The 25,125-nt window shown below is 68.6% G+C and carries 27 protein-coding genes; 16 read left to right on the plus strand and 11 right to left on the minus strand.

Annotation, left to right across the window (positions count from 1 at the left end; genetic code table 11):
- Position 1 precedes the first annotated feature (1 nt).
- Positions 2–1,090 carry a patatin-like phospholipase family protein gene (locus tag DFP85_RS16865; protein WP_133637590.1) on the plus strand — a complete coding sequence of 363 codons (1,089 nt, stop codon included), beginning with the start codon at positions 2–4 and terminating at the stop codon, positions 1,088–1,090.
- A gap of 6 nt (positions 1,091–1,096) precedes the next feature.
- On the opposite strand, the gene DFP85_RS16870 is transcribed toward DFP85_RS16865, so the two are convergent.
- Positions 1,097–1,675, minus strand: a complete 579-nt coding sequence (locus DFP85_RS16870; RefSeq protein ID WP_133637591.1) for a Smr/MutS family protein — start codon at positions 1,673–1,675, stop codon at positions 1,097–1,099.
- Between the two features lie 161 nt (positions 1,676–1,836).
- On the opposite strand from DFP85_RS16870, the gene prmB reads away from it, so the two are divergent.
- From prmB to phaC, 5 genes are all read left to right on the plus strand, one after another.
- Positions 1,837–2,751 (plus strand): 50S ribosomal protein L3 N(5)-glutamine methyltransferase, encoded by a 915-nt coding sequence (gene prmB / locus DFP85_RS16875; RefSeq protein WP_133637629.1) that lies wholly within the window; start codon positions 1,837–1,839, stop codon positions 2,749–2,751.
- 30 nt (positions 2,752–2,781) lie between these two features.
- The gene (gene aroC, locus DFP85_RS16880; protein WP_133637592.1) at positions 2,782–3,867 is read left to right on the plus strand and encodes a chorismate synthase; all 1,086 of its coding nucleotides are present in this window, start codon (positions 2,782–2,784) and stop codon (positions 3,865–3,867) included.
- A 57-nt stretch (positions 3,868–3,924) separates the two neighbouring features.
- Positions 3,925–4,359 carry a DUF6489 family protein gene (locus DFP85_RS16885; RefSeq protein ID WP_133637593.1) on the plus strand — a complete coding sequence of 145 codons (435 nt, stop codon included), beginning with the start codon at positions 3,925–3,927 and terminating at the stop codon, positions 4,357–4,359.
- Between the two features lie 133 nt (positions 4,360–4,492).
- Positions 4,493–4,930 carry a phasin family protein gene (locus tag DFP85_RS16890; RefSeq protein WP_133637594.1) on the plus strand — a complete coding sequence of 146 codons (438 nt, stop codon included), beginning with the start codon at positions 4,493–4,495 and terminating at the stop codon, positions 4,928–4,930.
- Between the two features lie 172 nt (positions 4,931–5,102).
- Positions 5,103–6,926 carry a class I poly(R)-hydroxyalkanoic acid synthase gene (phaC, locus tag DFP85_RS16895; protein ID WP_133637595.1) on the plus strand — a complete coding sequence of 608 codons (1,824 nt, stop codon included), beginning with the start codon at positions 5,103–5,105 and terminating at the stop codon, positions 6,924–6,926.
- Between the two features lie 228 nt (positions 6,927–7,154).
- Here phaC and lnt read toward each other — a convergent pair whose 3' ends face one another.
- The 6 genes from lnt to DFP85_RS16925 all read right to left on the minus strand — a co-directional run bounded on the left by lnt (position 7,155) and on the right by DFP85_RS16925 (position 12,924).
- A complete protein-coding gene (gene lnt / locus DFP85_RS16900) occupies positions 7,155–8,624 on the minus strand; it encodes an apolipoprotein N-acyltransferase (RefSeq protein ID WP_243737334.1) in 1,470 nt (489 codons plus the stop codon).
- Positions 8,625–8,652: 28 nt separating this feature from the next.
- Positions 8,653–9,522: an HlyC/CorC family transporter gene (locus DFP85_RS16905; RefSeq protein WP_133637597.1), complete on the minus strand. Its 870-nt coding sequence runs from the start codon at positions 9,520–9,522 to the stop codon at positions 8,653–8,655.
- Positions 9,519–10,022, minus strand: coding sequence for an rRNA maturation RNase YbeY (gene ybeY / locus DFP85_RS16910; RefSeq protein WP_133637598.1), 504 nt, complete (start codon positions 10,020–10,022; stop codon positions 9,519–9,521). Before ybeY ends, DFP85_RS16905 begins: the two co-directional genes overlap by 4 nt.
- Positions 10,019–11,116 carry a PhoH family protein gene (locus DFP85_RS16915; protein ID WP_133637599.1) on the minus strand — a complete coding sequence of 366 codons (1,098 nt, stop codon included), beginning with the start codon at positions 11,114–11,116 and terminating at the stop codon, positions 10,019–10,021. Before DFP85_RS16915 ends, ybeY begins: the two co-directional genes overlap by 4 nt.
- Before the next feature lie 73 nt (positions 11,117–11,189).
- Positions 11,190–12,533, minus strand: a complete 1,344-nt coding sequence (gene miaB / locus DFP85_RS16920) for a tRNA (N6-isopentenyl adenosine(37)-C2)-methylthiotransferase MiaB (RefSeq protein WP_133637600.1) — start codon at positions 12,531–12,533, stop codon at positions 11,190–11,192.
- 184 nt (positions 12,534–12,717) lie between these two features.
- Positions 12,718–12,924 carry a hypothetical protein gene (locus tag DFP85_RS16925; RefSeq protein WP_133637601.1) on the minus strand — a complete coding sequence of 69 codons (207 nt, stop codon included), beginning with the start codon at positions 12,922–12,924 and terminating at the stop codon, positions 12,718–12,720.
- On the opposite strand from DFP85_RS16925, the gene DFP85_RS16930 reads away from it, so the two are divergent.
- Both DFP85_RS16930 and DFP85_RS16935 read left to right on the plus strand, forming a co-directional pair.
- Entirely contained in the window at positions 12,923–13,552 is a 630-nt protein-coding gene (locus DFP85_RS16930; RefSeq protein ID WP_133637602.1) for a TIGR04211 family SH3 domain-containing protein, read from the plus strand. The genes DFP85_RS16925 and DFP85_RS16930 overlap by 2 nt on opposite strands.
- A 23-nt stretch (positions 13,553–13,575) precedes the next feature.
- Positions 13,576–14,202, plus strand: a complete 627-nt coding sequence (locus DFP85_RS16935; protein WP_133637603.1) for a class I SAM-dependent methyltransferase — start codon at positions 13,576–13,578, stop codon at positions 14,200–14,202.
- Positions 14,203–14,208: 6 nt separating this feature from the next.
- Here the strand turns inward: DFP85_RS16935 and DFP85_RS16940 are convergent, their stop codons facing one another.
- Positions 14,209–14,799, minus strand: coding sequence for a YajG family lipoprotein (locus DFP85_RS16940; RefSeq protein WP_133637604.1), 591 nt, complete (start codon positions 14,797–14,799; stop codon positions 14,209–14,211).
- A 121-nt stretch (positions 14,800–14,920) separates the two neighbouring features.
- Between DFP85_RS16940 and DFP85_RS16945 the strand changes: the two genes are divergently transcribed.
- The 3 genes from DFP85_RS16945 to DFP85_RS16955 all read left to right on the plus strand — a co-directional run bounded on the left by DFP85_RS16945 (position 14,921) and on the right by DFP85_RS16955 (position 16,431).
- Positions 14,921–15,346 (plus strand): GNAT family N-acetyltransferase, encoded by a 426-nt coding sequence (locus DFP85_RS16945; RefSeq protein ID WP_133637605.1) that lies wholly within the window; start codon positions 14,921–14,923, stop codon positions 15,344–15,346.
- 81 nt (positions 15,347–15,427) lie between these two features.
- Positions 15,428–16,126 (plus strand): ribulose-phosphate 3-epimerase, encoded by a 699-nt coding sequence (gene rpe, locus DFP85_RS16950; protein ID WP_133637606.1) that lies wholly within the window; start codon positions 15,428–15,430, stop codon positions 16,124–16,126.
- Positions 16,127–16,134: 8 nt separating this feature from the next.
- On the plus strand, positions 16,135–16,431 hold the full coding sequence (locus DFP85_RS16955; RefSeq protein ID WP_243737335.1) for a GIY-YIG nuclease family protein: 297 nt from the start codon (positions 16,135–16,137) through the stop codon (positions 16,429–16,431).
- 26 nt (positions 16,432–16,457) lie between these two features.
- Here DFP85_RS16955 and DFP85_RS16960 read toward each other — a convergent pair whose 3' ends face one another.
- Positions 16,458–17,756: an NAD(P)/FAD-dependent oxidoreductase gene (locus DFP85_RS16960; RefSeq protein WP_133637607.1), complete on the minus strand. Its 1,299-nt coding sequence runs from the start codon at positions 17,754–17,756 to the stop codon at positions 16,458–16,460.
- 106 nt (positions 17,757–17,862) lie between these two features.
- On the opposite strand from DFP85_RS16960, the gene gph reads away from it, so the two are divergent.
- The 5 genes from gph to trpC all read left to right on the plus strand — a co-directional run bounded on the left by gph (position 17,863) and on the right by trpC (position 22,899).
- The gene (gene gph / locus DFP85_RS16965) at positions 17,863–18,657 is read left to right on the plus strand and encodes a phosphoglycolate phosphatase (RefSeq protein ID WP_133637608.1); all 795 of its coding nucleotides are present in this window, start codon (positions 17,863–17,865) and stop codon (positions 18,655–18,657) included.
- Positions 18,658–18,909: 252 nt separating this feature from the next.
- Positions 18,910–20,397: an anthranilate synthase component I gene (gene trpE / locus DFP85_RS16970; RefSeq protein WP_133637631.1), complete on the plus strand. Its 1,488-nt coding sequence runs from the start codon at positions 18,910–18,912 to the stop codon at positions 20,395–20,397.
- A 52-nt stretch (positions 20,398–20,449) separates the two neighbouring features.
- Positions 20,450–21,034: an anthranilate synthase component II gene (locus DFP85_RS16975; RefSeq protein WP_133637609.1), complete on the plus strand. Its 585-nt coding sequence runs from the start codon at positions 20,450–20,452 to the stop codon at positions 21,032–21,034.
- 30 nt (positions 21,035–21,064) lie between these two features.
- Positions 21,065–22,084 (plus strand): anthranilate phosphoribosyltransferase, encoded by a 1,020-nt coding sequence (trpD, locus tag DFP85_RS16980; RefSeq protein ID WP_133637610.1) that lies wholly within the window; start codon positions 21,065–21,067, stop codon positions 22,082–22,084.
- An 8-nt stretch (positions 22,085–22,092) separates the two neighbouring features.
- Positions 22,093–22,899: an indole-3-glycerol phosphate synthase TrpC gene (gene trpC / locus DFP85_RS16985; RefSeq protein ID WP_133637611.1), complete on the plus strand. Its 807-nt coding sequence runs from the start codon at positions 22,093–22,095 to the stop codon at positions 22,897–22,899.
- Positions 22,900–23,000: 101 nt separating this feature from the next.
- On the opposite strand, the gene DFP85_RS16990 is transcribed toward trpC, so the two are convergent.
- Complete coding sequence (locus DFP85_RS16990; RefSeq protein WP_133637612.1) at positions 23,001–24,800, minus strand: cation:proton antiporter; 1,800 nt, start codon at positions 24,798–24,800, stop codon at positions 23,001–23,003.
- A 79-nt stretch (positions 24,801–24,879) separates the two neighbouring features.
- On the minus strand, positions 24,880–25,080 hold the full coding sequence (locus DFP85_RS16995) for a DUF2905 domain-containing protein (RefSeq protein WP_133637613.1): 201 nt from the start codon (positions 25,078–25,080) through the stop codon (positions 24,880–24,882).
- Positions 25,081–25,125: the final 45 nt, after the last annotated feature.

Genomic DNA, 25,125 nt, shown 5'->3' on the forward strand with positions numbered 1-25,125 from the left:
CATGAGCCAGCAGCGGATAGCCGAGGATGCACGGCAGAAGAGCGTGGCACTGGTGCTCGGCAGCGGGGGCGCCCGTGGCTATGCCCATATCGGGGTGATCGAGGAGCTCGAGGCGCGAGGCTATCGGGTGGTGGCGATCTCCGGCTGCTCCATGGGGGCCCTGGTGGGCGGCGTCTACGCGGCAGGGGAGCTCGCGGCCTACCGCGACTGGGTCTGCCGGCTGGACTACTTCGACGTGCTCAGGCTGGTCGATGTCACCTGGAGCCCCATGGGGGCCATGCGGGCCAACAAGGTGATGGGCAAGCTCGAGAGCCTGATCGGCGATACTCGCATCGAGGACCTGGCGATCCCCGTGACCACCGTGGCCACCGACCTGACCCGCCAGCGCGAGGTGTGGTTCCAGAGCGGCTCGCTGCTCGAGGCGATCCGCGCGTCCATCGCCGTGCCCGGGGTGATCACGCCGGTGCATCGCGGCGACCAGGTGCTGGTGGATGGCGGGCTGCTCAACCCCCTGCCGATCATCCCCACGGTGTCCGCCCAGGCGGACTTCGTGCTGGCGGTCAACGCCACCGCCCACAGCCCGCGCCCGGTGACCCTGGAGGAGCTGCTGCCTCCCGAGGAGGCCGCCGAGGAGCAGGCGCGCGAGAAGTCCCGGGACGCCGGCGGCGTCGACTTCGCCAGCTGGATCGACGGGGTTCGCGGCGCCACCCGTCGGCTCTTCGATGGCCTCGGCAACAACAGCGCCAGTGGTGGCCATTCGGACAAGAGCGAGGAGGACGAGGTCCTGGAACGCGGTCGCCGCGAGTGGGGGCGCCTGGACATGGTGCTGGCCTCCTTCGACATCACCCAGGCCGCCCTGGCCAAGTACAAGGTGGCGGGCTACCCGCCGGATGTGCTCATCGAGGTGCCCAAGACGGTCTGTGGTGCCTACGAGTTCCACCGTGCCGAGGCGCTGATCAGCCTGGGCAGGCACCTGGCCGTGGAGGCACTGGACCGCTTCGAGGGGCGGGTCCACCCCGGCTGGGGAAGCCCGGCCATCGTCGTGGAGGCGCCGGCCCTGGAAGGCCAGGAAGGGGAGGGGGCAAGCTGAGCGGCGTCAGGCCTCGTGGCCTCGCCGCCTGAGCAGCACGTAGACCGCCCCGGTGCCGCCGTCGATCGCGGTCGCCGAGCAGAAGGCGAGCACGCTCGGCCACTCCCGCAGCCAGGCATTCACGTGGCTCTTGATCACCGGATAGTCGCTGGTGGCGCCCCAGGCCTTGCCGTGGACGACCAGCACGCAGCGCCGGCGGCGGCCCGCGGCGTCGCGCAGGAAGGCCTCCAGCTCCGCACGGGCCTCTTCGAGGGTATGGCCGTGCAGGTCGAGCCCCGCCTCCCAGCCGATGCGTCCGCGCTTGAGCTGCTGACGGGTGCGCCAGGGCAGGTCGGGCAGCGCGAAGTCGAGGAACTCGGAGGGCCGCACCGGTTCCACCCGGCCGTCAGAGGTGCGTCCGGCCGCGGCGATATCGTCGCTGGCCGAGGTTGCCGCGGCCCGTCGCTCGGCCGCGGCGGGATCCCCCCGGCGCCGGCGCCCGGGGTCGGCCCGGTTGCTGGCGATCGGGCGCACGCCGGCCTCCTTCAGGGCCTGGCGAAAGGCGCTGATCTCGTCCTCGTCCGGGGAGTGGCGGTCTCGACTCATGGGGCCTTCGGCTTGTGACGCAAAGCGCCAGTATACCGCCCCCGCCGTGGCTGTGAACCGCGGGCCCGGTTACAATCGGCTCTCGTCCCGACCCGAACCCTCCGACTCCAGGATGCCCCGTGGCTGAATCTCTCCCTGATGCGTCTTCCTCCACCCTCGTGATGAGCGACGAGGCCCTTGCCGATGGCCTGGTCACCCTGCGCGACTGCCTGCGCTGGGCTGCCAGCGAGTTCCACCTGGCGAGCCTCTTCTATGGCCACGGCACCGACTCCGCCTGGGACGAGGCCGTGGCGCTGACGCTGGGCGCCCTGCACCTGCCCTGGAACGTCGACCCGGCGGTCCTCGAGGCGCGGCTGCTGCCCATGGAGCGCGCCCGCATCGTGTCGCTGGTTCGCGCCCGCATCGAGACCCGCCGCCCGCTGCCCTACCTGCTGGGCGAGGCCTTCTTCGCCGGTGTCCCCTTCAGCGTCGACGAGCGGGTACTGATCCCCCGCTCGCCCATCGCCGAGCTGATCGAGCATGGCTTCGCCGCCTGGTTTCCCGTCGAACCACCGGCGCGCGTGCTCGACCTCTGCACCGGCTCGGGCTGCATCGGCATCGCCACGGCGCTGCACCTGCCCGGCTGCGAGGTCGACCTGGCCGACATCAGCCCCGAGGCCCTGGCGGTTGCGCGCCAAAACATCACCCGCCACGAGGTGGGCGAGCGGGTACGTGCGGTGGAGTCCGACCTCTTCGCGGGGCTCGCCGGGCAGCGCTATGACCTGATCGTCTCCAACCCGCCCTACGTGGACACCCGCGACCTGACCACCATGCCCGCCGAGTTTCGCCATGAGCCGACACTCGCCCTGGGTGCCGGCGCCGACGGCCTGGATATCGTGCGGCGCATCCTGCGCGAGGCCCGCGACTACCTGAGCGACGCGGGCGTACTGATCGTCGAGGTCGGCAACTCCGACCACCACCTGGAGGCCGCCTTCCCCGAGGTGCCCTTCCTGTGGCTCGAATTCGAGCGCGGCGGCCAGGGAGTCTTCGCCCTGAGTGCCGCGGAACTCGACGCCCATGCGGCGTCCTTCGCCTGATCCCCATCTCCCGACCCAGGAGGAGCGCCCATGTCCGGCAACACCTTCGGCAAGCTGTTCACCGTCACCACCTTCGGCGAGAGCCATGGCCCCGCGCTGGGGGCCATCGTCGACGGCTGCCCGCCGGGACTCCCCCTCAGCGAGGAGGACCTGCAGCGCGACCTGGACCGCCGTCGCCCCGGCAGTTCCCGTCACACCACCCAGCGGCGCGAGCCCGACCGGGTGAGGATCCTCTCCGGGGTCTTCGAGGGCGTGACCACCGGCACCACCATCGGCCTGATGATCGAGAATACCGACCAGCGCTCCAAGGACTACTCGAAGATCAAGGACCAGTTCCGCCCGGCCCACGCCGACTACAGCTACCACCACAAGTACGGCATTCGCGACTACCGCGGCGGCGGGCGCTCCAGTGCCCGGGAGACCGCCATGCGGGTGGCGGCCGGGGCCATCGCCAAGAAGTATCTTGCCGCCCAGGGGATCACCATCCGCGGCTACATGAGTCAGCTTGGCCCCATCGCCATCGACTTCAAGCAGTGGGAGGCGGTGGACGAGAACCCCTTCTTCTGCCCCGACCCGGACCGCGTGCCGGAGCTCGAGGCCTACATGGACCAGCTGCGCCGCGACCAGGACTCGGTGGGGGCGAAGATCACGGTAGTGGCCGAGGGGGTGCCGCCCGGGCTCGGCGAGCCGGTGTTCGACCGCCTGGATGCCGAGCTGGCCCACGGCCTGATGAGCATCAATGCGGTCAAGGGGGTGGAGATCGGCGACGGCTTCGCCGCCGTGGCCAGCCGTGGCAGCGAGCATCGCGACGAGATGACCCCCGAGGGGTTCCTCTCCAACCATGCCGGCGGGGTGCTCGGCGGCATCTCCAGCGGCCAGGCGATCATCGCCCACCTGGCGCTCAAGCCCACCTCCAGCATCACGACCCCGGGGCGCAGCATCGACGTCCATGGCCATCCGGTCGAGGTGGTCACCCGGGGGCGCCACGACCCCTGCGTGGGCATCCGGGCCACCCCCATCGCCGAGGCGATGATGGCGCTGACCCTGATGGACCACCTGCTGCGTCACCGCGGTCAGAATGCCGAGGTCCAGGTAGCGACCCCGCGACTGCGCTGAGCCGTGCCATCCGGCATGGCTGCTACACTTCAGGGGACCATCCACAAGAGTGACGCCATGAAGATCAACGTCGAGTTCGACCTGACCCCCGAGGAGTTTCGCCGGGCGCTGGGCCTGCCGGACGTGGAGGCCTTCCAGAAGGACCTGCTGAACCGGATCTACAAGCAGATGGAGTCGGGGACGGAAGGGTACGACCCGATGAGCCTGATGCAGCCCTTCCTGCAGCAGCCCGGCTTGTCCCAGAACCTCTCCCAGGGGCTCTCCCAGGGCCTCTCCAGCTTCGGCAACTACCAGCAGATGATGCTCGACATGCTGACCAAGGCCGCCAGTTCCGCGGGCAGCGGAACGGCGAGCGGAGGCCAGAAGACGGACCCGGGGGAATCCGGGAGTTCGGGAAAGAGCGCTGGCGGCTCAGCGAGCAAGTCCAGCACCGGCAGCACCTCCCGCAAGTCCACGGCCAGTGCGCGCTCCCGCACCAAGCGCGAGAGCTGACGGCGTAAGCCGAGGGGCACATTCGACCTTCGCTGGGGGCGCCGTTAATACGGTTGCAACAGCCTAGGTGGCAGACTACGCTTTGTGCAGTGCAGCAAATCGTTCGTTACCGATCCTCGAGGAGGGATTCGACATGCAGGACAAGATGATCGACGCATTCAACGAGCAGACCCGTCAGTTCTTCGAACCGATGCGCAAGCTCAACTCGCTGATGCTGAACAACATGGAGAAGATGACCCAGTATCAGATGGAGTCCATGAAGCGCTACAGCCAGATGGGCACCGAGCGCATGCGGGACGCCAGCGAGGTCAGCGATGCCGAGAGCATGCGCGACTTCGGCACGCGCCAGGCCGAGATGATGAACGAGCTCTCCAAGCAGATGCTCGAGGATGCCAAGGCGATGAGCGAGATGAGCCTGGAGTTCAAGGCCGAGCTCGAGAAGCTCTATGCCGAGTCGGGCAAGCAGCTCGCCGAGCAGGCCGAGAAGGCCGGCCAGGCCGCCAAGGGCGAGGCGCCGAAATCGGATGAGCCCGCCAAGGCGACCAGCCAGTCCTCTTCGCGCAAGCGCTGATATCACGGTAACCTAGTCACGCCTGTCCGGTGCCCGGGTCTCCGGGGCCGGACAGTGCCGTTGTTGGCCATGCCTTGCCCGTCGCAAGGTGATGCGGTTCTAGACGTAGATGGCCTAAGGCCGGTGCCTGGCCGTCAGGAACACCGGCCTTCATGAATAACAGGAGGGGTCAATGCAGTCAGGGGTGCAAGCACCGACACAGGCCGAGCTCGAGGCGTGGAATGCCCAGCTCGCCGCGATCGGCGAGGAGTACAAGGCCTTGATGCAGGATCTGCTGGCACGCATGGTGCCCAGCGATGCCGCGGAATCGGTCCATGAAGACATGCGCCAGAGCTTCCAGGCCGGCGCCCAGTCGCTGATGCAGAATCCGCCCCTGCTGTGGCAGACCCAGTCCCGGCTGCTCCAGGACCAGTTCCAGCTGTGGCAGCAGTCGCTGCGCAGCCTTGCCGGTGAGGAGGTCGAGCCGCTGATCACGCCGGACAAGGGCGACCGCCGCTTCCGGGACGATGCCTGGCGCGACGACCCCTATTACCTGGCGATCATGCAACAGTACCTGCTGTTCTCGCGCATGGTGGAGGAGCTGATCGAGCGCCTGGATGGCCTCTCGGAGGATCAGAAGCGCAACCTCGGCTTCTACGCGCGCCAGCTGGTCAATGCCATGTCGCCGACCAACTTCGTCACCACCAACCCCGAGGTGATGCGCAAGACCATGGAGACTCGCGGCCAGAACCTGGTCGAGGGCCTGGCCCGGCTGCGCGAGGACCTGGCGAACTCCGCCGAGGGCCTCAATGTCACCATGACCGACCGCAGTGCCTTCGCGATCGGCGAGAATATCGCCGTCACTCCCGGGGCGGTGGTCTACGAGAACGAGCTGATCCAGCTGATCCAGTACACGCCGACCACCGAGCAGGTCTACAAGACCCCGTTGCTGGTGGTGCCGCCCTGGATCAACAAGTACTACATCCTCGACCTTCGCCAGGATAACTCCCTGGTGCGCTGGCTGGTCGAGCAGGGCCACACCGTCTTCCTGATCTCCTGGCGCAACCCCGGCCCCGACCAGCGTGACCTGACCTGGGCCGACTACATGCAGATGGGCCCCATCGCCGCCATGGGGGCGATCGAGCAGGCCACCGGCGAGAAGTCGGTCAACCTGGTGAGCTACTGCATCGGCGGGACCCTGGCTGCCTCGACCGTGGCCTACCTGACCAGTACCCGGCGTGGCCGCAAGGTCAAGTCGGTGACCTACATGGCTACCCTGCAGGATTTCCGTGACCCGGGCGAGATCGGTGTCTTCCTCTCCGAACCGGTGCTCGAGGGCATCGAGGCCAAGCTCGAGCGCGACGGCTACCTGGACGGCCGGGTCATGGCCTACTCCTTCAACCTGTTGCGCGAGAACGACCTCTTCTGGTCCTTCTACATCAATAACTACCTGAAGGGCGACGCGCCGGCCCCCTTCGACCTGCTCTACTGGAACACCGACGGCACCAACCTGCCGGCCGGGACCCACGCCTGGTACCTGCGGCACATGTACATGGAGAACCGCCTGGTCCAGCCGGGGGGCATCGAGCTCGACGGGGTCAAGATCGACCTGCGCAAGATCTCCACGCCGAGCTACTTCGTCTCTACCCGCGAGGACCACATCGCCAAGTGGAACAGCACCTACTACGGCGCCCTGCTGCCCAAGGGACCGGTCAAGTTCGTGCTGGGCGGCTCCGGTCATATCGCCGGGATCGTCAACCCGCCCAGCAAGAACAAGTACGGCTACTGGACCAACGACGCGCTGCCGGAGACCGCCGATGAGTGGCTCGAGGGCGCCGAGCAGCACGAGGGCTCCTGGTGGCCGCACTGGCAGGCGTGGATCACCGAGAACGGCTATGTGGATACCGAGAAGCTGGTGCCGGCACGACAGCCCGGTGATGGCGAACTCGACATCCTCGAGCCGGCCCCGGGGCGCTATGTGCGCATGACCATTCCCGAGGTGCTGGGCGACAAGTAAGCGCCGAGCTACAAGCGCCGAGCTACAAGCAAACCCCGAGGCCATGACCTCGGGGTTTGCTTTTTTCGGGAACAGCACACACTGCTTGGCAGCTTGGCAGCTTGGCAGCTTGGCAGCTTGGCAGCTTGGCAGCTTGGCAGCTTGGCAGCTTGGCAGCTTGGCAGCTTGGCAGCTTGGCCGCTTGGCCGCTTGGCCGCTTGGCCGCTTGGCCGCTTGGCAGCTTGGCTGCTATTGGCTCGGCGCTCGGCGCTGAATCCCTGGCAGCACCAGCAGCGCGGCCAGCAGCCAGGCCGGCCAGCTGCCCATGCGGGTGAAGGGGGTGAGGCCCTGCATGGGCGTGACTTCGCCCTCGAGGACGGTGGCCTCGAACTGCGGCGCCCGGGCCGTGATCCGGCCCCGGGGGTCGATGAGGGCGGTGACGCCGTTGCTGGTGGCGCGAACCACCGGGCGGCCGTTCTCCAGGGCCCGCAGGCGGGCCATCTGCAGGTGCTGCAGCGGCCCAATGGAGCGCCCGAACCAGGTGTCGTTGGAGACCGTGAGCAGGACCCCGGCCTCGCGGGCTCGCGAGGCCACCAGGTCGGCATAGATGATCTCGTAGCAGATGGCGTTGCCGATGGTCAGCCCGCCGGCGCGGATCGGCGCCTGGTCGGCCGGTCCCGGCGCCATGGTCGGCGCCGGCAGGTCGAAGAAGGCGATGGCCCCGCGCAGCAGACTCTCCAGCGGCAGGTACTCGCCGAACGGCACCAGGTGGGCCTTGCGGTACTCGCCCTCCACGTTGCCCCGGCCGACGACGCTGTTGTAGTAGCGGCCCTGCTCGTCACGCTGCAGGATGCCGGTGAGCAGGTCGGTGCCCGCCGGCAGGCCGGCCCGGGCGCGGTCGAGGATCGGCGCGGCCTGGTCCTCGAACATGGGCAGGGCGGCCTCGGGCCAGATCACCAGGTCGACGTCTGCCTCCAGCCCGCGGGTCATCGAGAGGTAGGTGTCGATCGCCCGGCGTTGTCCCTCGGGGGTCCACTTGATCAGCTGGGGGAGGTTGCCCTGGAGCAGGGCGACGCGCACCGGCTCGCCGGCGGGGGAGGCCCACTGGGCGGGCAGGGCCAGCGGCACCAGCCACAGCGCGGCGAGCGGCGCGGCGGCCCAGGCGCGGCGCCGCAGGAGCTCGACGCCGAGGCTGCCGGTGAGGGCGGTGATCAGCGTCAGCAGGTAGACGCCGCCCACCGGGGCCCAGGGCGCCAGTGGAGAATCGACCTGGGCGCTGCCCAGCAGCAGCCAGGGGAAACCGGTGAACAGCCAGGTGCGTAGCCACTCGCCGAGCACCCAGGCGCCCGCGAAGCTCAGCGCCGCGAGGCGTGGCCCGCACAGCCGCCGGTAGAGCCAGAGGGTGAGGGCGAAGAACAGCGCCAGGCCGGCGACGAACAGCGCGGTGAGGAAGAGCGCCAGGGGCACGCCGGTGTAGCCGTAGTCATGGATCGAGACGTAGACCCAGGAGGCCCCGGAGCCGAAAAGACCCAGCCCGTAGCACCAGCCACGAAGCGCCGCCTGGCCGGGCGTCAGCGCAGGCAGGCCCAGGTAGACGAGACCGGCCGCCATCGGGCCCAGCCACCAGAGCGAGAAGGGCGCGGCACTGAGGGTGGTGAGGCCGCCGGCGAGCAGCGCTGCCAGGCAGCCCAGTGCCGGGGTCAGTCGGGCGTCAGCCATGGTGTCCATCCGTGGTCATGGGGCCGCGTCACTCCTCGGCGTTCTCCTCGCAGGGTTCGGCCTCGAGCAGGCGGATGCGGCGGTTGTCGGCGTTGAGTACCGTGAAGCGCCAGCCACCGATCTCGGTGTGCTCGCCGCGTCCCGGCAGGTGGCCGAAGCGTTGCATCACCAGGCCGCCGAGGGTGTCGAACTCGTCATCCGAGAAGCGGGTGCCGAAGCGGTCGTTGAAGTCCTCGATGGTGGTCAGGGCGCGAATCGCGTAGCGCTCGTCCCCCAGCTCGCGGATATCGATCTCCTCGTCGATGTCGTGCTCGTCCTCGATCTCTCCGACGATCTCCTCGAGGATGTCCTCGATGGTGACGATGCCCGCCGTGCCGCCATACTCGTCCACCACCACCGCCATGTGGTTGTGGGTATCCTGGAACTCCTTGAGCAGGCTGTTGAGGCGCTTGGATTCGGGCACGAACATGGCCGGCCGCAGCACCTCGTCGAGCTGGAAGGGCAGGCCGTTCCCCTGGCCGCTACGCAGCAGCGGCAGCAGGTCCTTGGCCAGCAGGATCCCCTTGACCTCGTCGAGGTTCTCGCCGATCACCGGGTAGCGGGAGTGTCCGGTCTCCAGTATCACCGGCAGGTACTCCTCGAGGGGCTGGTCGAGGGCGATGGCGGTGATCTGGGAACGCGGGATGAGGACCTCGCGTACCTGCTGGTCACTGATGTTCAGGGCGCCCTCGATGATCATCATGGCGTCCTGGTCGAGCTTGAGGCGGGCGCCTGCCTGGCGCAGGAACTCCAGCAGTTCGTCGCGGGAGCTGGGCTCATCGCTGTCGCTGGACAGGGCGCTGAACAGCTTGTCGAGCCAGGACTTGCTGGCCTGGCTGCTCGATCGGTCTTCGCTCATGCGTCGGCTCTCTCGTCCTCGGTATCAGAATCGCGATTCGACGGCGCATAGGGGTCGGCGAACCCCAGCGACGCGAGTATCTCACGCTCGAGGGCCTCCATGGCCTCGGCCTCGGTCTCCTCCAGGTGGTCATGGCCCAGCAGGTGCAGGGTGCCGTGGACCACCATGTGAGCGTAGTGAGCGCGCAGCGACTTGTCCTGCTCGGCGGCCTCGCGGACCACCACCGGGTGGCAGACCACCAGGTCACCGAGCAGCCCAAGCTCGACCCCGGGCGGGCTCTCGAAGGGGAAGGAGAGCACGTTGGTGGGCCTGTCCCTGCCGCGGTAGTCGCGATTGAGGGCCTGGCTCTCGGCGTCATCGACGAAGCGGATGGTGAGCTCGTGGCGCGGCTCACCGGCATGGCGCGCCAGCACCGCGGCCACCCAGGCCTCGAGCTCGGCCTGTGACGGCAGGCGGTCGGCCTCGAGGACGACCTGCCGGTCGACGAGAAGGGCGCTCATGAGTCGGCGGGCCCCGGGTCGTCGTGGCGGTGCTTCTCCTGCCGGACGCGCTCCAGGCGCTCCTGGCGCTGGGCCTCGCGCTCCTCGCGCTGGGCACGCTCGGAGGCTTCCTGCTCGGCCTCGAAGTGGTCATAGGCCTCGATGATGCGCTGCACCAGCGGATGGCGCACCACGTCCTTGGCGGCGAAGTGGGTCACGCCGATGCCGGGGGTGCCCTTGAGCACCTCGAGCACCTGGATCAGCCCCGAGGTCTGGCCACGGGGCAGGTCGACCTGGGTGACGTCGCCGGTGATCACCGCGGTGGAGCCGAAGCCGATGCGGGTCAGAAACATCTTCATCTGCTCGCGGGTGGTGTTCTGGCTCTCGTCGAGGATGATGAAGGCGTTGTTGAGGGTACGCCCGCGCATGTAGGCCAGCGGGGCGATCTCGATCACCTGGCGTTCGATCAGCTTGGCCACCTGCTCGAAGCCGATCATCTCGTAGAGGGCGTCGTAGAGCGGGCGCAGGTAGGGATCGATCTTCTGGGCCAGGTCGCCGGGCAGGAAGCCGAGCTTCTCGCCGGCCTCCACGGCCGGGCGCACCAGCAGGATGCGGCGCACCTCCTGCTGGTTGAGGGCCTCCACCGCGGCGGCCACGGCGAGGTAGGTCTTGCCGGTGCCCGCCGGGCCGATGCCGAAGTTGATGTCGTGAGCGCGGATGCTCTGCACGTAGCCCTGCTGGTTGAGGCCGCGGGGCTTGATCAACGTGCGCGGGGTGCGCAGCAGGACCTCGTCGTCCGGCTCGCCGCCTTCCTCCTCGTCCAGCGCCTCCAGGCCCGACTCCTGCAGGAAGAGGTGCACGGTGTCCGGCTCCAGGTCGCTGGCCTCGGTCTCGCGGTAGAGGTGTTCCAGCACGTTGGCGGCCGCCTTGACGCGATGGGTCGGTCCGGCGAGCTGGAAGATGTTGCCGCGGTTGCGCAGCGTGATGCCGAGGCGTGACTCGACCAGCTTGAGATGCTCGTCACGCTGGCCGCAGAGGTTGGCCAGGCGACGCGGGTCGTTGGGCTCGAGGTTCAGGGTGACGATGCGATTGGCCGGAGAAGATGGCTGGCTCAAGACAGGGGGATCCGTGCTGGGAGAATGTGGGGTCAGCTTACTGCCCCGGTGCTGGCCGGGGCAATCGTGGCACTCAGAAGCGAGCGGGGGAGGCCAGCTCGCCGCGCAGCGAGTTGGGCAGCGCCTCGCTGATCTCCACGTCGACGAAGTAGCCGATCAGCTCGACGGGGTTGGCGGCACGGAAGTTGACCACGCGGTTGTTCTCGGTGCGCCCCGAGAGCTGGCCCGGGTCCTTCGGCGAGAAGCCGGTGACCAGAATGCGCTGGGTGCTGCCCACCATGCGCCGGCTGATCTGCATGGCCTGCTGGTTGATGCGCTCCTGGAGGATCGCCAGGCGCTGCTTCTTGACCGCTTCCGGCGTGTCGTCCTCGAGACTGGCCGCCGGGGTGCCGGGGCGTGCCGAGTAGACGAAGCTGAAGGAGTGGTCGAAGCCGATGCGGTGGATAAGGGCCATGGTGGCCTCGAAGTCCGCCTCGGTCTCGCCGGGGAAGCCGATGATGAAGTCCGAGGAGAAGCTGATCTCCGGGCGCAGCGCGCGGATGCGCTCCATCTTCTCGACGTACTCCTCGACGGTGTGGCCGCGCTTCATGGCCGCGAGCACTCGGTCCGAGCCGGCCTGGACGGGGAGGTGCAGGTGGCTGACCAGCTCCGGGATCTCTCCATAGGCTTCGATGAGGCTGTCGGAGAACTCCACCGGATGGGAAGTGGTGAAGCGGATCCGGTCGATCCCCTCCACGGCCGCCACGCAGCTGATCAGCTCGGCCAGGTCGATCTCGTCGCCGAGCTGGTTCTCGCCGCGGTAGGCGTTGACGTTCTGGCCCAGAAGGTTGATCTCGCGCACGCCCTGGTCGGCCAGGTGGATCACCTCCTCCATCACCGCCTCGAAGGGGCGCGAGACCTCCTCGCCGCGGGTATAGGGCACCACGCAGAAGGTGCAGTACTTGGAGCACCCCTCCATCACCGAGACGAAGGCGGTGGCGCCGTCGGAGCTGGGCTTGGGCAGGTGGTCGAACTTCTCGATCTCGGGAAAGGTGACGTCGACCACCGAGATCTGGTCGTTGCGACGCGAGTCGAGCATGGAGGGCACCCGGTGCAGGGTCTGGGGGCCGAACACCATGTCGACATGGGGGGCGCGCTTGCGCAGCGCCTCGCCCTCCTGGCTGGCCACGCAGCCCCCGACGCCGATCACCAGGTCGGGGTTGGCCTCCTTGAGCTTCTTCCAGCGCCCCAGCTGGTGGAACACCTTCTCCTGGGCCTTCTCGCGGATGGAGCAGGTGTTGAGCAGGATGACGTCGGCATCGCGCTCGTCGTCGGTGAGCTCGAGCTGGTGGGATTCGCCGAGCAGATCCGCCATGCGCGCGGAGTCATACTCGTTCATCTGGCAGCCGTGCGTCTTGATGAAGAGTTTCTTCGCCATAAGAATAGGTCGCGGCTTCTGGCGCGACGGTGCACCGGTGGTTGGACGTTGGTAGGCGGCCGAGTGGCCACCCGGGACAAGACCCATCATTATACGCGGCGGCCGCCATCGGGGCCAGCAACCGGCCGGCGCGACTGTGGTACCCTGTGCGGTTTCCAGGGGCGGGCACGGGTGCGTCCCCTGGTCAGAAAGTGACCGGCAGCGGCAAGGGGCGGTTGGCATGCCGGCTGCCGGTGGCTTTCCAGCGGTTTTCCCGATGGTTGTCCACAGCCACTGTGGGTAACCCGACCCCGAACATCAGCAGCGCCGCCTCGGCAGGGAGGGCCTGGGTGGTGTGCCCCATGTGACAGAGCCGCGACACGCGGGCCTTGGACAGCCAGGACAACGGCATGACGATTCATAGACTCAAGATACTGACACTGGGCGTGGCGCTCGCGACGCTTTCCCCCATCTTGCCTGCCCAGGAGGCGGCCGACGGCTCGGCCTGGGTCTCGGACGAGCTCACCACCTATGTGCGCAGCGGTCCGACCGACGGCTACCGGATCATCGGCACCCTGACCGCCGGCGAGCCGGTGACGGTACTGGAGACCAGCGGCGACTACAGCCGGGTCGAGGACGCCGACGGCGACACCGTCTGGGTGCTCAGCCGCGAGTTGCAGGAGGCGCCCAGCGCCCAGCAGCAACTGCCGGCGATGGAAGCCCGGGTGGAGGCGCTGACCGAGGAGCTTTCCGGTATCAACGACACCTGGAAGGGCCGTACCGCGTCGATGACCGAGACCTTGGAGGTCCGCGAACGGCGCATCGCCGAACTCGAGGCGCGCAACGCGGCGCTCGAGGGGGAGACCGAGGCGTCGCGCTCCACCATCCGCGAGCTCCAGGCGCGCCTGGATACCCAGGAGGAAGACCTGCTGATGCGCTACTTCATGTACGGTGGCGGGGTCGCCGGCGCCGGCCTGCTGGTGGGGCTGGTCGTGCCTCACCTGCCGCGCCGTCGCCGCAAGCGCGATCGCTGGTTCTGATGCCGGCCCGGCAGGGGGGAGTGATGGCCAACGAATGGCTGGAGCGCTGGCGCGAGGGGCGCATCGGTTTCCACCGTGACCGCCCCCACCCCGTGCTGGTCCGTCACTGGCCCGACCTGGGGGTGCGGGCCGGCACCAAGGTGCTGGTGCCGCTGTGCGGCAAGAGCCTCGACATGCGCTGGCTGGCGCGCCATGACCATCCGGTACTGGGCATCGAGCTGGCCGGGCAGGCCATCGAGGCGTTTGTCGCCGAGGGCGTGGGGGAGGTGACCCGCTATCGCCAGGCGGGTTTCGACATCTGCCGCCAGGGCAGCGTGGAGCTCTGGTGCGGCGACTTCTTCCACTTCCATATCGAACAGGCGGCGGAGATCGGCGCCTTCTACGATCGCGCCGCCCTGATCGCCCTGCCGGCGGCCACCCGCCAGCGCTACGCTTTCCACCTGGCCCAGCTGATCCCTCCCGGGGCCCGAGGGCTGTTGATCAGCCTGACCCGCGGCCCGGGCGGGCCACCGTTCAGCGTCTCCGCCGAGGAGGTGCGCGAGCTGTTCGAGCCCAACTTCCGCATCACCCACCTGGGAGATGGCGAGCCGGAGCCCAATGGCTTCCGAGAGAGTGCCTGGGCCCTGGAGCGCCGGGGGCCACTGACCTGAGGGCGTTCAGCGAGCCAGCAGGCGTCCCAGCTCGGGGTCGCGGAAGGCCCGGTCGAGGCCATCGGAGAGCAGCTCGTTGACCATGCGCGTGTTGGCGTCCTTGTCGGGGCGCACGGCATAGCTCTGGGTGCGGCGGGAAGTATAGGTGCCGGTGTAGGTGGTGCCGCCGTTGATCGCCTCGGCGACCAGCACCGCCTCGAGCCGTGCCTCATCGATGAGGGGTCGGCTCTCGCCACGCTCGTAGCCCAGGTGATCCAGGGTCAGCGTCAGGCTGGGGCGTCCCGTTGCCCGCTCGGTGGTCGGGGTGAAGCCCATTTCCCGCACGGCGCGCTCCGCCTCTGCCTGCAGCCGCGGCACCAGCTCGTGGGCGTTGACGGTGATTACGGCGGTGGACATGGCGCTGCCGGAGCGGGTCCCGATCACCTCGCTGTCGCGACCGTCCACGGCCGTCACGGTGACCGCCTGGCCGCTGCCGCTCTGCGGCACCGGGGCAGTGCGCCTGGGATCCAGCTGCAGGTAGTGGGGGCTGGTACAGCCAGCCAGCCAGCCGGTGGCGAGGAGCAGGGCACAGGCCCCCAGGAAGTGACGACGCTGCATGGAAGGTCTCCGATGATGGCAGGGCCCCGAGTATATCCCCCGCTCCGGGTGGCCGAAACCGGTGGCGCGACCCGTCTCGCGCGAGGGGTTACACTGCAGGGATAGCCAAAGGAGCCGCCACATGATCCGACCCGCCACCCGGGAGGAGTTCCCGCAGCTTGTCGACATCTGGCTGCGTGCCTCCCGGCAGGCTCACCCCTTCATCTCCGAGGCCTGCTGGAAGGCGCGTGCCGATGACATGGCCCTTCGCCGCCTGCCCGCCTGCGAGGTGCAGGTGCTGGAGGCCGGCCACCGCGTGATCGGCTTCAGCGCCATGCACGGTGACCACCTCGAGGCGCTGTTCGTGGACCCCGAGGTGCAGAGCTTCGGGCATGGGTCCGGCCTGATGGCCCACGCCATGGAAGGCCACCGCACCATCACCCTCTGGGTCTATTCCCGCAACGTGCGTGCCGTCTCCTTCTACCGGCGGCTGGGCTTCAGCATCGTCGATGAGCGTGAGGATCCGGAGACCGGGGAGCAGGAGTCGCTCATGGTCTGGTCACGCTGAGGCGCCTGGCGAGGTCCAGGCTCTCGCGGGGCTCTGGTAGAATGCCCCGGATCGCCTGCCCATCCCATGACGGACGACCCCATGACCGACACGACCCGTGACTTCCTTATCGCGCCTTCCATCCTCTCCGCCGATTTCGCCCGGCTGGGCGCGGAAGTGGATGATGTGCTGGCCTCCGGCGCCGACATCGTCCACTTCGACGTGATGGATAACCACTACGTCCCGAACCTCACGATCGGGCCGATGGTCTGCGAGGCCCTGCGCAAGCACGGGGTGACGGCGCCCATCGACGCCCACCTGATGGTCAGGCCGGTGGATCGGCTGATCGGGGACTTCGTCGACGCCGGGGCCAGCTACATCACCTTCCACCCCGAGGCCTCGGACCACATCGACCGCTCGCTGCAGCTGATCCGCGACGCCGGCTGCCGGGCGGGCTTGGTGTTCAACCCGGCCACGCCGCTCTCCTATCTCGACTACGTGATGGACAAGGTCGACATGATCCTGCTGATGAGCGTCAACCCCGGCTTCGGGGGCCAGTCGTTCATTCCCGGGACCCTGGACAAGCTGCGCGAGGCCCGGCGGCGCATCGATGCCTCGGGGCGCCCGATCCGCCTGGAGATCGATGGCGGGGTGAAGGTCGACAACATCGCCGAGATCGCCCGGGCCGGGGCCGATACCTTCGTGGCCGGCTCGGCGGTGTTCAAGGCCCGCAACGAGGCCGACCCGCATCGCTACGACAGCGTGATCCGCGAATTCCGCGACCAGCTGGCCGGGGCATAGGGCGCGCCGTGGCGGAGGCGGCCCCCGCTCCCCTATGGCACCTCTACCTGGTGGAGACCGCCGGCGGTGCCCTCTATACCGGGATCACCACCGACGTCGCCCGACGCCTGGCCGAGCACCGTGCCGGTCGGGGGGCCAAGGCGCTGCGCGGCAAGGGGCCGCTGGTGCTTCGCCACCAGGAACCCGTCGGCAGCCGCAGCGAGGCCTTGCGCCTGGAGGCACACCTGAAGCGCCTGACCGCCTCGGCCAAGCGCGCCTGGCTGGCAGAGCGCAGGGCGGTGATAGCAGCGGTCCCGGTGACCTGACGGCCTGTTCGGCTGAAGCGTCTGGGTCAGTGCAGCTTCATGCGTGGCTTGAGGAAGCGGTTGATGCCATCCACCACCACCATGAGGCCCGTCTTCAGCGTGCCGTGGATGGCTCGCTGGTGCATGCGGTAGAGGGAGGCGTAGAAGAACTTCGCCAGATGGCCCTCGATGAAGAGGCTGCGGGCCGAGGCGCCGCGCATCAGGCTGCCGACGGCATCGAAGTGGGCCAGTGAGATCAGCGACCCCCGGTCCCGGTAGACGAAGGGCTTGAGCGGCTTGCCCTCCAGCTGGGCGCGCAGATTGCGATAGAGTGTCTCGACCTGCTGGTGGGCGGCCTGGGCACGCGGGGGCACCGTGCTGTCATCCGCCTGCGGGCAACTGGCACAGTCACCCAGGGCGAAGACATGGGGATCCTCCGTGCTCTGCAGGGTCGCCTGGACCTTGAGGCGGTGATTGCGTTCCGTCGGCAGCCCCAGCTCGGAAAGGAAGGACGGTGCCTTGATGCCCGCCGCCCAGACGCCGAGGTCCGTGTCGATGCGCTCGCCATCGGCAGTATGAATCGCGTTGGCCTCCACTCGGGTCACGCGGGTGTCGGCATGGACATGCACGCCGAGGCCCTCGAGCTCGCGGTGGACCGCCTGGCTGATGCGCTCGGGCAGGGCCGGCAGGATCCGGGGAGCGGCCTCGATCAGGTGAACCTCGAGGTGGTCACTGTCCAGGTTCGTGACGCCGTAGCTTTGCAGCATGCGCGAGGCCTCATGGAGTTCCGCCGCCAGTTCCACCCCGGTGGCGCCGCCGCCGACGATGCCGACGACCATGCGGGCATGACGCTCGCTGCCCGGGGTGCTGTGGCGCAGGAAGGTATTGAGCATGTCCCGACGAAACGCCTCGGCTTGCTGCGGGCTGTCGAGGAAGTGGCAGTGCTCGCCGACACCCGGCGTGCCGAAGTCATTACTGACGCTGCCCACCGCCAGCACCAGGAGGTCATATCCCAGCGTGCGGGAGGGCAGTACCTCACTGCCGTCGTCTTCGAGGACGGGGGCCAGGGTCAGGGTGCGGGCCTCGCGGTCGATATCACACAGTGTGCCGCGCTGGAAGCGGTAGCCGTGGGCGCCGGAGTGTCCCTGATAGGAGATCTCGTCGAGACCCGAGTCCAGCGCACCGGTGGCGACCTCATGCAGCAGCGGCTTCCAGATGTGGGTGGCATTGCGGTCGACGAGCACGATCTCGGCGCGCTTGCGCCTGCCGAGCTTGCGGCCGAGCCGCGTGACCAGTTCGAGGCCACCGGCGCCACCCCCGACCACGACGATTCTTGGCACACCCATGCAGTGACTCCAGTAGGGGACGAGCCTCCAGCATAAGCCCTCACCGATTTCCTGCCCATGCCCCGTCCGGCATAATGTACGCCCGACCGCATCGCGATGAGGCATCATGCACCCCATACTGAACGACATCCGCCTGGTGGCCTTCGACCTGGACGGCACCCTGGTCGACTCCGTGCCCGACCTGGCCGCGGCGGTGGACGCCGCCCTCGCGGATCTCGGCATGCCGCCTGCCGGGGAACCCCGAGTGCGAGACTGGGTGGGTAATGGGTCGCTGAAGCTGATGGAGCGTGCGCTGCGGTTCGCAACACAGGTTAGCGAGGTGCCGGGGACTGATCGCAGAGGGGGTCCTATGCCGGGGATGGCATCGGTAGCGCCCAGGGAGGGGTTCACAGCGCCCCCTCGTAGATCAGTCGTCGGAAAAGCCTCGCGTGAAGCCGGTGAAGAAATCGATAAAGTGTTGCTGGAGCAGGCCCACACCGCCTTCCTCGACCACTACGGTCGCGACCCCAGCGCCCATACCCGGCTCTATCCCGGGGTGCAGGAGGCGTTGGACGCCCTGCGTGACCGGGGGCTGCTCCTGGCGCTGGTGACCAACAAGCCCAGCGCCTTCATCGCGCCGATCCTTGCAGCCTTCAACTTGCAGGCGCACTTCGGCCTCTGCCTGGGAGGCGACAGCCTGGCGCAGAAGAAGCCCGACCCGGCCCCGCTTCAGCATGTGGCGGCCCACTTCGACGTCCCGCCCGCGGCCTGCCTGATGGTCGGTGATTCGCGCCATGACATAGAGGCCGGGTGCGCCGCGGGGTTCCGTACCCTGGCCGTGCCCTACGGCTACAATCACGGCGAGCCGGTGCGCGACAGCGCCCCGGATGGCGTGGTTGAATCGCTGGCGGAACTCGTTTAACGTGAGCTCGGCTAATGCTATAAGCGCGGCCCAATCAATATGTTATTGCTATAAGACGCGGAAACCCTTGATGATCAGCCGCATGAAGCCGGACCCTCTCTCTACCGCCGGCGGCGTCATGCCCGCCGCACGATGCCTGCCCCGCTCGCCTGCCCGCGGCGGCTGGCGATGGTGACGCTCGCCTCGCGAGCCTGACCTGCGGCGCTCCTGCGCCCGCCATCGCCAACCCGTCACACCGAGGACCCGGGCATGATGACTCCCGAACGCTTCCGCGAGCTGGCCGACGCCGGCTACAACCGCATTCCGGTCACCCGCGAGGTGCTGGCCGATCTCGACACGCCGCTCTCCACCTACCTCAAGCTGGCCGACGAGCCCTGGACCTTCCTGCTGGAGTCCGTGCAGGGCGGCGAGAAGTGGGGGCGCTACTCGATCATCGGGCTGCCCTGCCGCGAGCGCCTCGAGGTCCGCGGCTTCACCGTCAGCCATATCGTCGATGGCGAGCTCCAGGGCGCCGGCGAGGTCGAGGATCCGCTGGCCTGGATCGAGCAGTTCCAGGCCCGCTTCAAGGTGCCGCGCCTCGATGACCAGCCGCGCTTCGACGGTGGCCTGGTGGGGTACTTCGGCTACGACACCATCCGCTACATCGAGCCGCGCCTGCGGGGCGTCGAGAAGCCAGACCCGATCGGCGTGCCGGACATCCTGCTGATGGTCTGCAACGACCTGGTGGTGTTCGACAACCTCTCCGGGCGCCTGGCGCTGTGGACGCATGCCGACCCCGCCGAGCCGGAGGCCTACGCCCGCGCCCTGGACCGGCTGGAGCGCCTGGAGATCCGCCTGCGCAGTGCCACCCTCAACACCATCAGCCCCGGCACCGGTCGCGCGGCGGTGGAGGAGGGGCACTTCACCTCGGGCTTCACCGAGGAGGGGTTCAAGGCGGCCGTGGAGAAGATCAAGGAGTACGTGCTGGCTGGCGACGTCATGCAGTGCGTCCCGTCCCAGCGCATGTCGATCCCCTACCAGGCACCACCGCTGGACCTCTACCGGGCCCTGCGCAGCCTCAATCCCTCGCCCTACATGTTCTACCTGAACCTGGGCGATCATCAGGTGGCGGGCTCCTCGCCGGAGATCCTCACGCGGCTGGAGGACGGGGAAGTCACGGTGCGGCCCATCGCCGGCACCCGCAAGCGCGGCCACAGCGAAGCGGAGGACCGCGCCCTGGAGGCCGACCTGCTGGCCGATCCCAAGGAACTCGCCGAGCACCTGATGCTGATCGACCTGGGGCGCAACGACGTGGGCCGCATCAGCGAGACCGGCTCGGTGAGGGTGACCGACCGGATGGTGGTCGAGCGCTACTCCCACGTGATGCACATCGTCTCCAACGTCGTGGGACGCCTGAAGCCGGGGCTCTCGGCGATGGACGTGCTGCGCGCCACCTTCCCGGCGGGCACGGTGTCCGGCGCGCCCAAGATCCGGGCACTCGAGATCATCGACGAGGTGGAGCCGGTCAAGCGCGGCGTCTACTCCGGCGCGGTGGGCTACCTCTCCTGGCACGGCAACATGGACACCGCCATCGCCATCCGCACGGCGGTGATCAAGGATGGCCAGCTGCATGTCCAGGCCGGCGCGGGCATCGTCGCCGATTCGGTGCCCGAGATGGAGTGGCAGGAGACGCTCAACAAGGGCCGCGCCCTGTTCCGTGCCGTGGCCATGGCCGAGCGTGGCCTGGACAACCTCGAGTGACCCCTGATTCCTGTCGTCCGGCGCTGGCCGGGCGAGTGCCGGAGAGCCTGCCATGTCCGTGCTGATGATCGACAACTATGACAGCTTCACCTACAACGTGGTGCAATACCTGGGGGAGCTGGGCGCCGAGGTGGTGACCCACCGCAACGACGCCATTACCCTGGAGGAGATCGAGGCCCTGGCCCCGAGCCACCTGGTGATCTCGCCGGGGCCCTGCACCCCCGACGAGGCCGGCATCTCCATGGCGGCCATCCGCCGCTTCGCCGGGCGTATCCCCATTCTGGGCATCTGCCTGGGGCACCAGGCCATCGGCCAGGTCTATGGCGGCGAGGTGGTCCGCGCGCCCCAGGTGATGCATGGCAAGACCTCGCGGATCCGCCACCTCGGCCAGGGGGTCTTCGAGGGCCTCGAGGACCCCCTGGAGGTGACGCGCTACCATTCGCTGGTGGTGGAGCGCGAGGGCCTGCCCGACTGCCTCGAGGTCACCGCCTGGTGCGACGACGACGACGTCACCCCGGGGCTGATCATGGGCCTGCGCCACCGTGAGCTGGATGTCGAGGGCGTGCAGTTCCATCCCGAGTCGATCCTGACCCGCCAGGGCCATGAGCTGCTGGCCAACTTCCTGAAACGTCGCTGAGCCGTGCCCATGCCAGAGGAGAGCAACGTCATGCAGATGCGAGAGGCCATCGGTGCGGTGATGCGCCGCGAGAACCTGAACTTCGCCGAGACCCATGAGGTGATGCGCCAGATCATGACCGGCGAGGCCAGCGACCCCCAGATCGCCGCCTTCCTGGTGGGCATGGCCATGAAGGGCGAGACCGCCGAGGAGATCAGTGCCGCGGCCCAGGTGATGCGCGAACTGATGAACCCGGTCCGGCTGCAGGCCGACAACGTGGTCGACATCGTCGGCACCGGCGGCGATGGCGCCAACCTCTTCAACGTCTCCACCGCGGCGAGCTTCGTGGTCGCCGCGGGCGGGGCCCATGTCGCCAAGCACGGCAACCGCGGGGTCTCCTCGTCGTCGGGCAGTGCCGACCTCTTCGCCGTGGCCGGCATCAACCTGAACCTGGATGCCGAGCAGGTGGGCCGCTGCATCGAGCAGGTGGGGGTGGGCTTCATGTTCGCCCCCAACCACCACCCGGCGATGCGCTATGCCGTGGGCCCGCGTCGCGAGATGGGGGTGCGTACCCTGTTCAACATCCTCGGGCCGCTGACCAATCCCGCCGGCGCCCCCAACCAGGTGCTGGGGGTCTACGCCCCCGAACTGGTGCCGCTGATGGCCGAGGTGCTGCGGCGCCTGGGCAGCGAGCACGTGCTGGTGGTGCATGCCGAGGACGGCCTCGACGAGATCTCGCTGGCGCAGCCAACGCTGGTCGCCGAGCTCAAGGAGGGCGAGATCCGCGAGTACACTATCGCCCCCGAGGACTTCGGCATTGCCCGTCAGTCCCTGGACCCGCTGCGGGTGAAGACCGCCGAGGACAGCCTGCGGCTGGTCGAGCAGGCCCTGGTAGGCGAGGGGCCGGCGGCGGATATCGTCGCCCTCAACGCCGGTGCCGCCCTCTATGCCTCTGGCGTGGCCGACAGCCTCGCGGAAGGCGTGGCCATGGCGCAGGACGCCCAGGCCTCCAAGCTGCCCCTCGAGAAGCTCCGGGAACTCGCCAACTTCACCCGCGTCTTCACCCAGTGAGGCCCGACATGACCGAATCCCGTCCCCTGCCCACCATCCTCGAGCGCATCCTGTCCCGCAAGGAGGAGGAGGTCGCCGAGCGCCGCCGCGTCGTCTCCGAGCAGGAACTGCTGCGCCTGGGCGCCGAGCAGTCCGCGCCGCGAGGCTTCGTCGCCGCCCTCTATCGTGCCATCCAGGCCGGCGATCCGGCGGTGATCGCCGAGATCAAGAAGGCCTCGCCCTCCAGGGGCGTGATCCGCGAGGACTTTCGCCCCGGCGAGATCGCCGCAAGCTATGCCGAGGGCGGCGCCGCCTGCCTCTCGGTGCTCACCGACGCCGACTTCTTCCAGGGCCACGAGGACTACCTGATCGAGGCGCGAGAGGCCTGTGGCCTGCCGGTGATCCGCAAGGATTTCATCACCCATGGCTACCAGGTGAGCGAGGCGCGCGCCATCGGCGCCGACTGCATCCTGCTGATCGTCGCCGCCCTGGACGACGCCCGGATGGTGGACCTGCATCGCCAGGCCGTGGAGCTGGGCATGGACGTGCTGGTGGAGGTGCACGATGCCCTGGAGCTCGATCGGGCCCTCAAGCTCGACCTCGCCCTGGTGGGCATCAACAACCGCGACCTGCACACCTTCGACACCCGGCTCGAGACCACCCTGGAGCTGCTGCCGCGGATACCCGCCGGCGTCAACGTGGTCACCGAGTCCGGCATTCATACTCACGATGACGTGCTGCGCATGCGCGAGCATGACGTCAACGCCTTCCTGGTGGGCGAGGCCTTCATGCGCGAGGCCAACCCCGGCCAGGCCCTGCGGCGGCTGTTCTTCTGATCCTTCTCTTCTTGTGATCTTTCTCTTCTTCTGATCCCCCTGCGCAAGCGACATCGGGCAGCCTTCGGGCTGCCCGCTGTGGTTCGGGCGGGGCGAGTGGCTCAGAAGGCGGGAGAGTCCGGGTAGACCAGGCTGATCAGGCGCTCTCCCGGCTGAGGCTCGAGGGACGACTGGTCGCTGGCGACGCGGATCTGCTCCTGGGCATCGATGCAGAACAGCGGCAGCAGGCGGTGCGCATGGGTCGCGAGATAGGCGTCGATGTCGAAGGCCTCGTGCAGCCGCGTGGTTCGCACCTCCGCCCCCTGGGCCACCAGACTCGCCAGCTTGTGCCAGGTCACCCGCTCGCCGAACAGCCGGGGCAGCTCGGTCAGTTGTCGAGGCCGCTCCCGCTCGGCGTCGCGCTCCCCGTCGACCTCCAGCTGGAAGACTTTGCCATGACCCAGGGTCCCCTCGAAGTGCAGGGCGGCCAGGTCGTTCTGTTCGCGACAGGGGGAGAGGGGCAGGAAGTGCCCCAGGCCGGTCATCTCCAGGTGCTCCTGGGCATGCGCCGAGGTCGGGTTGCCGAAATAGGTCGGCAGGCCGGCCATGCGCGCCTCCTCCAGGGCGTCCCGGTCATGGTCGCAGAGGCGCACGGCGAAGCCCGCCTCCCGGAGCGCCTGGCCCACGGCGCGTGCGACCGGGTTGGCGCCGAGGATCAGGAACCCTCTGGGCGGCGGGGTCATGACGCCGAGCGCACCGGCGATGGGGCGGGAGAGCAGGCTCTGGATCACCACCGTGGCGATGATCACCATGAAGGTCACCGGCACCAGCATCTCGGCCCCCTCGAGCCCCTGGGCCTCGAGCTTGAGGGCGAACAGCGAGGCCACCGCCGCCGCCACGATGCCTCTTGGCGAGATCCAGGCCAGCAGTGCCTTCTCCCGCCAGTCGAGCCCGCTGCCCGCGGTGCAGAGCCACACGGTCAGCGGTCGCGCCACCAGCATCAGCACCCCCAGGTAGGCCCAGGCCGGCCAGCCCAGCAGGGCCAGCTGGTCGAGGCCGAGCCGCGCGGCGAGCAGGATGAAGAGGCCCGAGATCAGCAGTACCGACAGGGTCTCCTTGAACTCGATGATGGGGCCGGTGGGCACCCGTGGCATGTTGGCCATCCACACGCCCATCACCGTGACGGTCAGCAGCCCGGACTCGTGGAAGAGCTGGTTGGAGAGGGTGTAGAGGGTCAGCATGACCATCAGGGTGCCGAAGCTGTGCAGCTGGCGCGGCAGCCAGTGGTGGCGCAGCACGCAGCCCCAGAGGTAACCGCCCAGGCCCCCCAGGCCGAAGCCGATCAGGGCAGTCAGGCCGAACAGGCCCAGGGTATGCAGGAAGGCATCCCCCGAGGCGCCGATCACCACGTACTCGTAGACCAGCACCGCGCCGATGGCGCCGATGGGATCGATGAGGATGCCCTCCCAGCGCAGGATCTGGGACAGCGACTCCTTGGCGCGCAGGGTCTCGAGCAGGGGCAGCACCACGGTGGGGCCGGTGACCACCAGCAGGGCGCCGAGCACGCTGGCCATCCCCCATGACAGCTCGAGCAGCCAGCGGGCGGCCAGGGCGCTGATCACCGCCGTGAGCAGCACGCCCCAGGTCACCAGGCGACGCACCGTATGGCCGTGCCCGCGCAGCTCGGCGAAGCTCAGGGTCAGGCTGCCCTCGAAGAGGATCACCGCCACGGCCAGCGAGACCAGCGGGAAGAGCAGGTCGCCGAGCAGGGCGTCGGGGTCGAGCAGGCCGGTGATCGGCCCGACCAGGATGCCGATGAGCAGCAGCGGCAGGATGGCGGGCACCTTGAGCCGCCAGGCGAGCCACTGGCAGGCGAGGGAGAGGAGACCGATGCCGGTGAGCAGGACGGCGGGGCTTTCCATGGCGTGCTTCCTGGCGAGGGGGCCGTCTCAGATTAGTCACTGCCGATGGGTCGCACAATCGCTGCCGTCGAGCCCGGGCTCAGCGCTGGAAGAGCCAGAGGAGCGCCGAGACCACCAGGCTGACCAGGATCATGGTGGTGACCGGGAAGTAGAACGAGACGTTCTCGCGGCGGATCACGATGTCGCCGGGCAGGTGGCCGAGGGGCAGTCTGGACAGCCAGGGCCAGAGCAGTCCGATGGCGACGATCAGCAGTCCGACGAGGATCAGGGTGCGGTTCATGCCTCGGGCCTCCTGTCGCGCCGCGCGGAAGGTGGGGCCCGCCGG

It is taken from the genome of Halomonas ventosae, from assembly GCF_004363555.1.
GTDB lineage: Bacteria > Pseudomonadota > Gammaproteobacteria > Pseudomonadales > Halomonadaceae > Halomonas > Halomonas ventosae.

Bases quoted from the DNA above. Each gene is read 5' to 3' on its own strand.
- DFP85_RS16865 (WP_133637590.1), top strand. From the start codon at position 2: ATGAGCCAGCAGCGGATAGCCGAGGATGCACGGCAGAAGAGCGTGGCA.
- DFP85_RS16870 (WP_133637591.1), bottom strand. From the start codon at position 1,675: ATGAGTCGAGACCGCCACTCCCCGGACGAGGACGAGATCAGCGCCTTT.
- prmB (WP_133637629.1), top strand. From the start codon at position 1,837: ATGAGCGACGAGGCCCTTGCCGATGGCCTGGTCACCCTGCGCGACTGC.
- aroC (WP_133637592.1), top strand. From the start codon at position 2,782: ATGTCCGGCAACACCTTCGGCAAGCTGTTCACCGTCACCACCTTCGGC.
- DFP85_RS16885 (WP_133637593.1), top strand. From the start codon at position 3,925: ATGAAGATCAACGTCGAGTTCGACCTGACCCCCGAGGAGTTTCGCCGG.
- DFP85_RS16890 (WP_133637594.1), top strand. From the start codon at position 4,493: ATGCAGGACAAGATGATCGACGCATTCAACGAGCAGACCCGTCAGTTC.
- phaC (WP_133637595.1), top strand. From the start codon at position 5,103: ATGCAGTCAGGGGTGCAAGCACCGACACAGGCCGAGCTCGAGGCGTGG.
- lnt (WP_243737334.1), bottom strand. From the start codon at position 8,624: ATGGCTGACGCCCGACTGACCCCGGCACTGGGCTGCCTGGCAGCGCTG.
- DFP85_RS16905 (WP_133637597.1), bottom strand. From the start codon at position 9,522: ATGAGCGAAGACCGATCGAGCAGCCAGGCCAGCAAGTCCTGGCTCGAC.
- ybeY (WP_133637598.1), bottom strand. From the start codon at position 10,022: ATGAGCGCCCTTCTCGTCGACCGGCAGGTCGTCCTCGAGGCCGACCGC.
- miaB (WP_133637600.1), bottom strand. From the start codon at position 12,533: ATGGCGAAGAAACTCTTCATCAAGACGCACGGCTGCCAGATGAACGAG.
- DFP85_RS16930 (WP_133637602.1), top strand. From the start codon at position 12,923: ATGACGATTCATAGACTCAAGATACTGACACTGGGCGTGGCGCTCGCG.
- DFP85_RS16925 (WP_133637601.1), bottom strand. From the start codon at position 12,924: ATGCCGTTGTCCTGGCTGTCCAAGGCCCGCGTGTCGCGGCTCTGTCAC.
- DFP85_RS16935 (WP_133637603.1), top strand. From the start codon at position 13,576: ATGGCCAACGAATGGCTGGAGCGCTGGCGCGAGGGGCGCATCGGTTTC.
- DFP85_RS16940 (WP_133637604.1), bottom strand. From the start codon at position 14,799: ATGCAGCGTCGTCACTTCCTGGGGGCCTGTGCCCTGCTCCTCGCCACC.
- DFP85_RS16945 (WP_133637605.1), top strand. From the start codon at position 14,921: ATGATCCGACCCGCCACCCGGGAGGAGTTCCCGCAGCTTGTCGACATC.
- rpe (WP_133637606.1), top strand. From the start codon at position 15,428: ATGACCGACACGACCCGTGACTTCCTTATCGCGCCTTCCATCCTCTCC.
- DFP85_RS16960 (WP_133637607.1), bottom strand. From the start codon at position 17,756: ATGGGTGTGCCAAGAATCGTCGTGGTCGGGGGTGGCGCCGGTGGCCTC.
- gph (WP_133637608.1), top strand. From the start codon at position 17,863: ATGCACCCCATACTGAACGACATCCGCCTGGTGGCCTTCGACCTGGAC.
- trpE (WP_133637631.1), top strand. From the start codon at position 18,910: ATGACTCCCGAACGCTTCCGCGAGCTGGCCGACGCCGGCTACAACCGC.
- DFP85_RS16975 (WP_133637609.1), top strand. From the start codon at position 20,450: ATGTCCGTGCTGATGATCGACAACTATGACAGCTTCACCTACAACGTG.
- trpD (WP_133637610.1), top strand. From the start codon at position 21,065: ATGCAGATGCGAGAGGCCATCGGTGCGGTGATGCGCCGCGAGAACCTG.
- trpC (WP_133637611.1), top strand. From the start codon at position 22,093: ATGACCGAATCCCGTCCCCTGCCCACCATCCTCGAGCGCATCCTGTCC.
- DFP85_RS16990 (WP_133637612.1), bottom strand. From the start codon at position 24,800: ATGGAAAGCCCCGCCGTCCTGCTCACCGGCATCGGTCTCCTCTCCCTC.
- DFP85_RS16995 (WP_133637613.1), bottom strand. From the start codon at position 25,080: ATGAACCGCACCCTGATCCTCGTCGGACTGCTGATCGTCGCCATCGGA.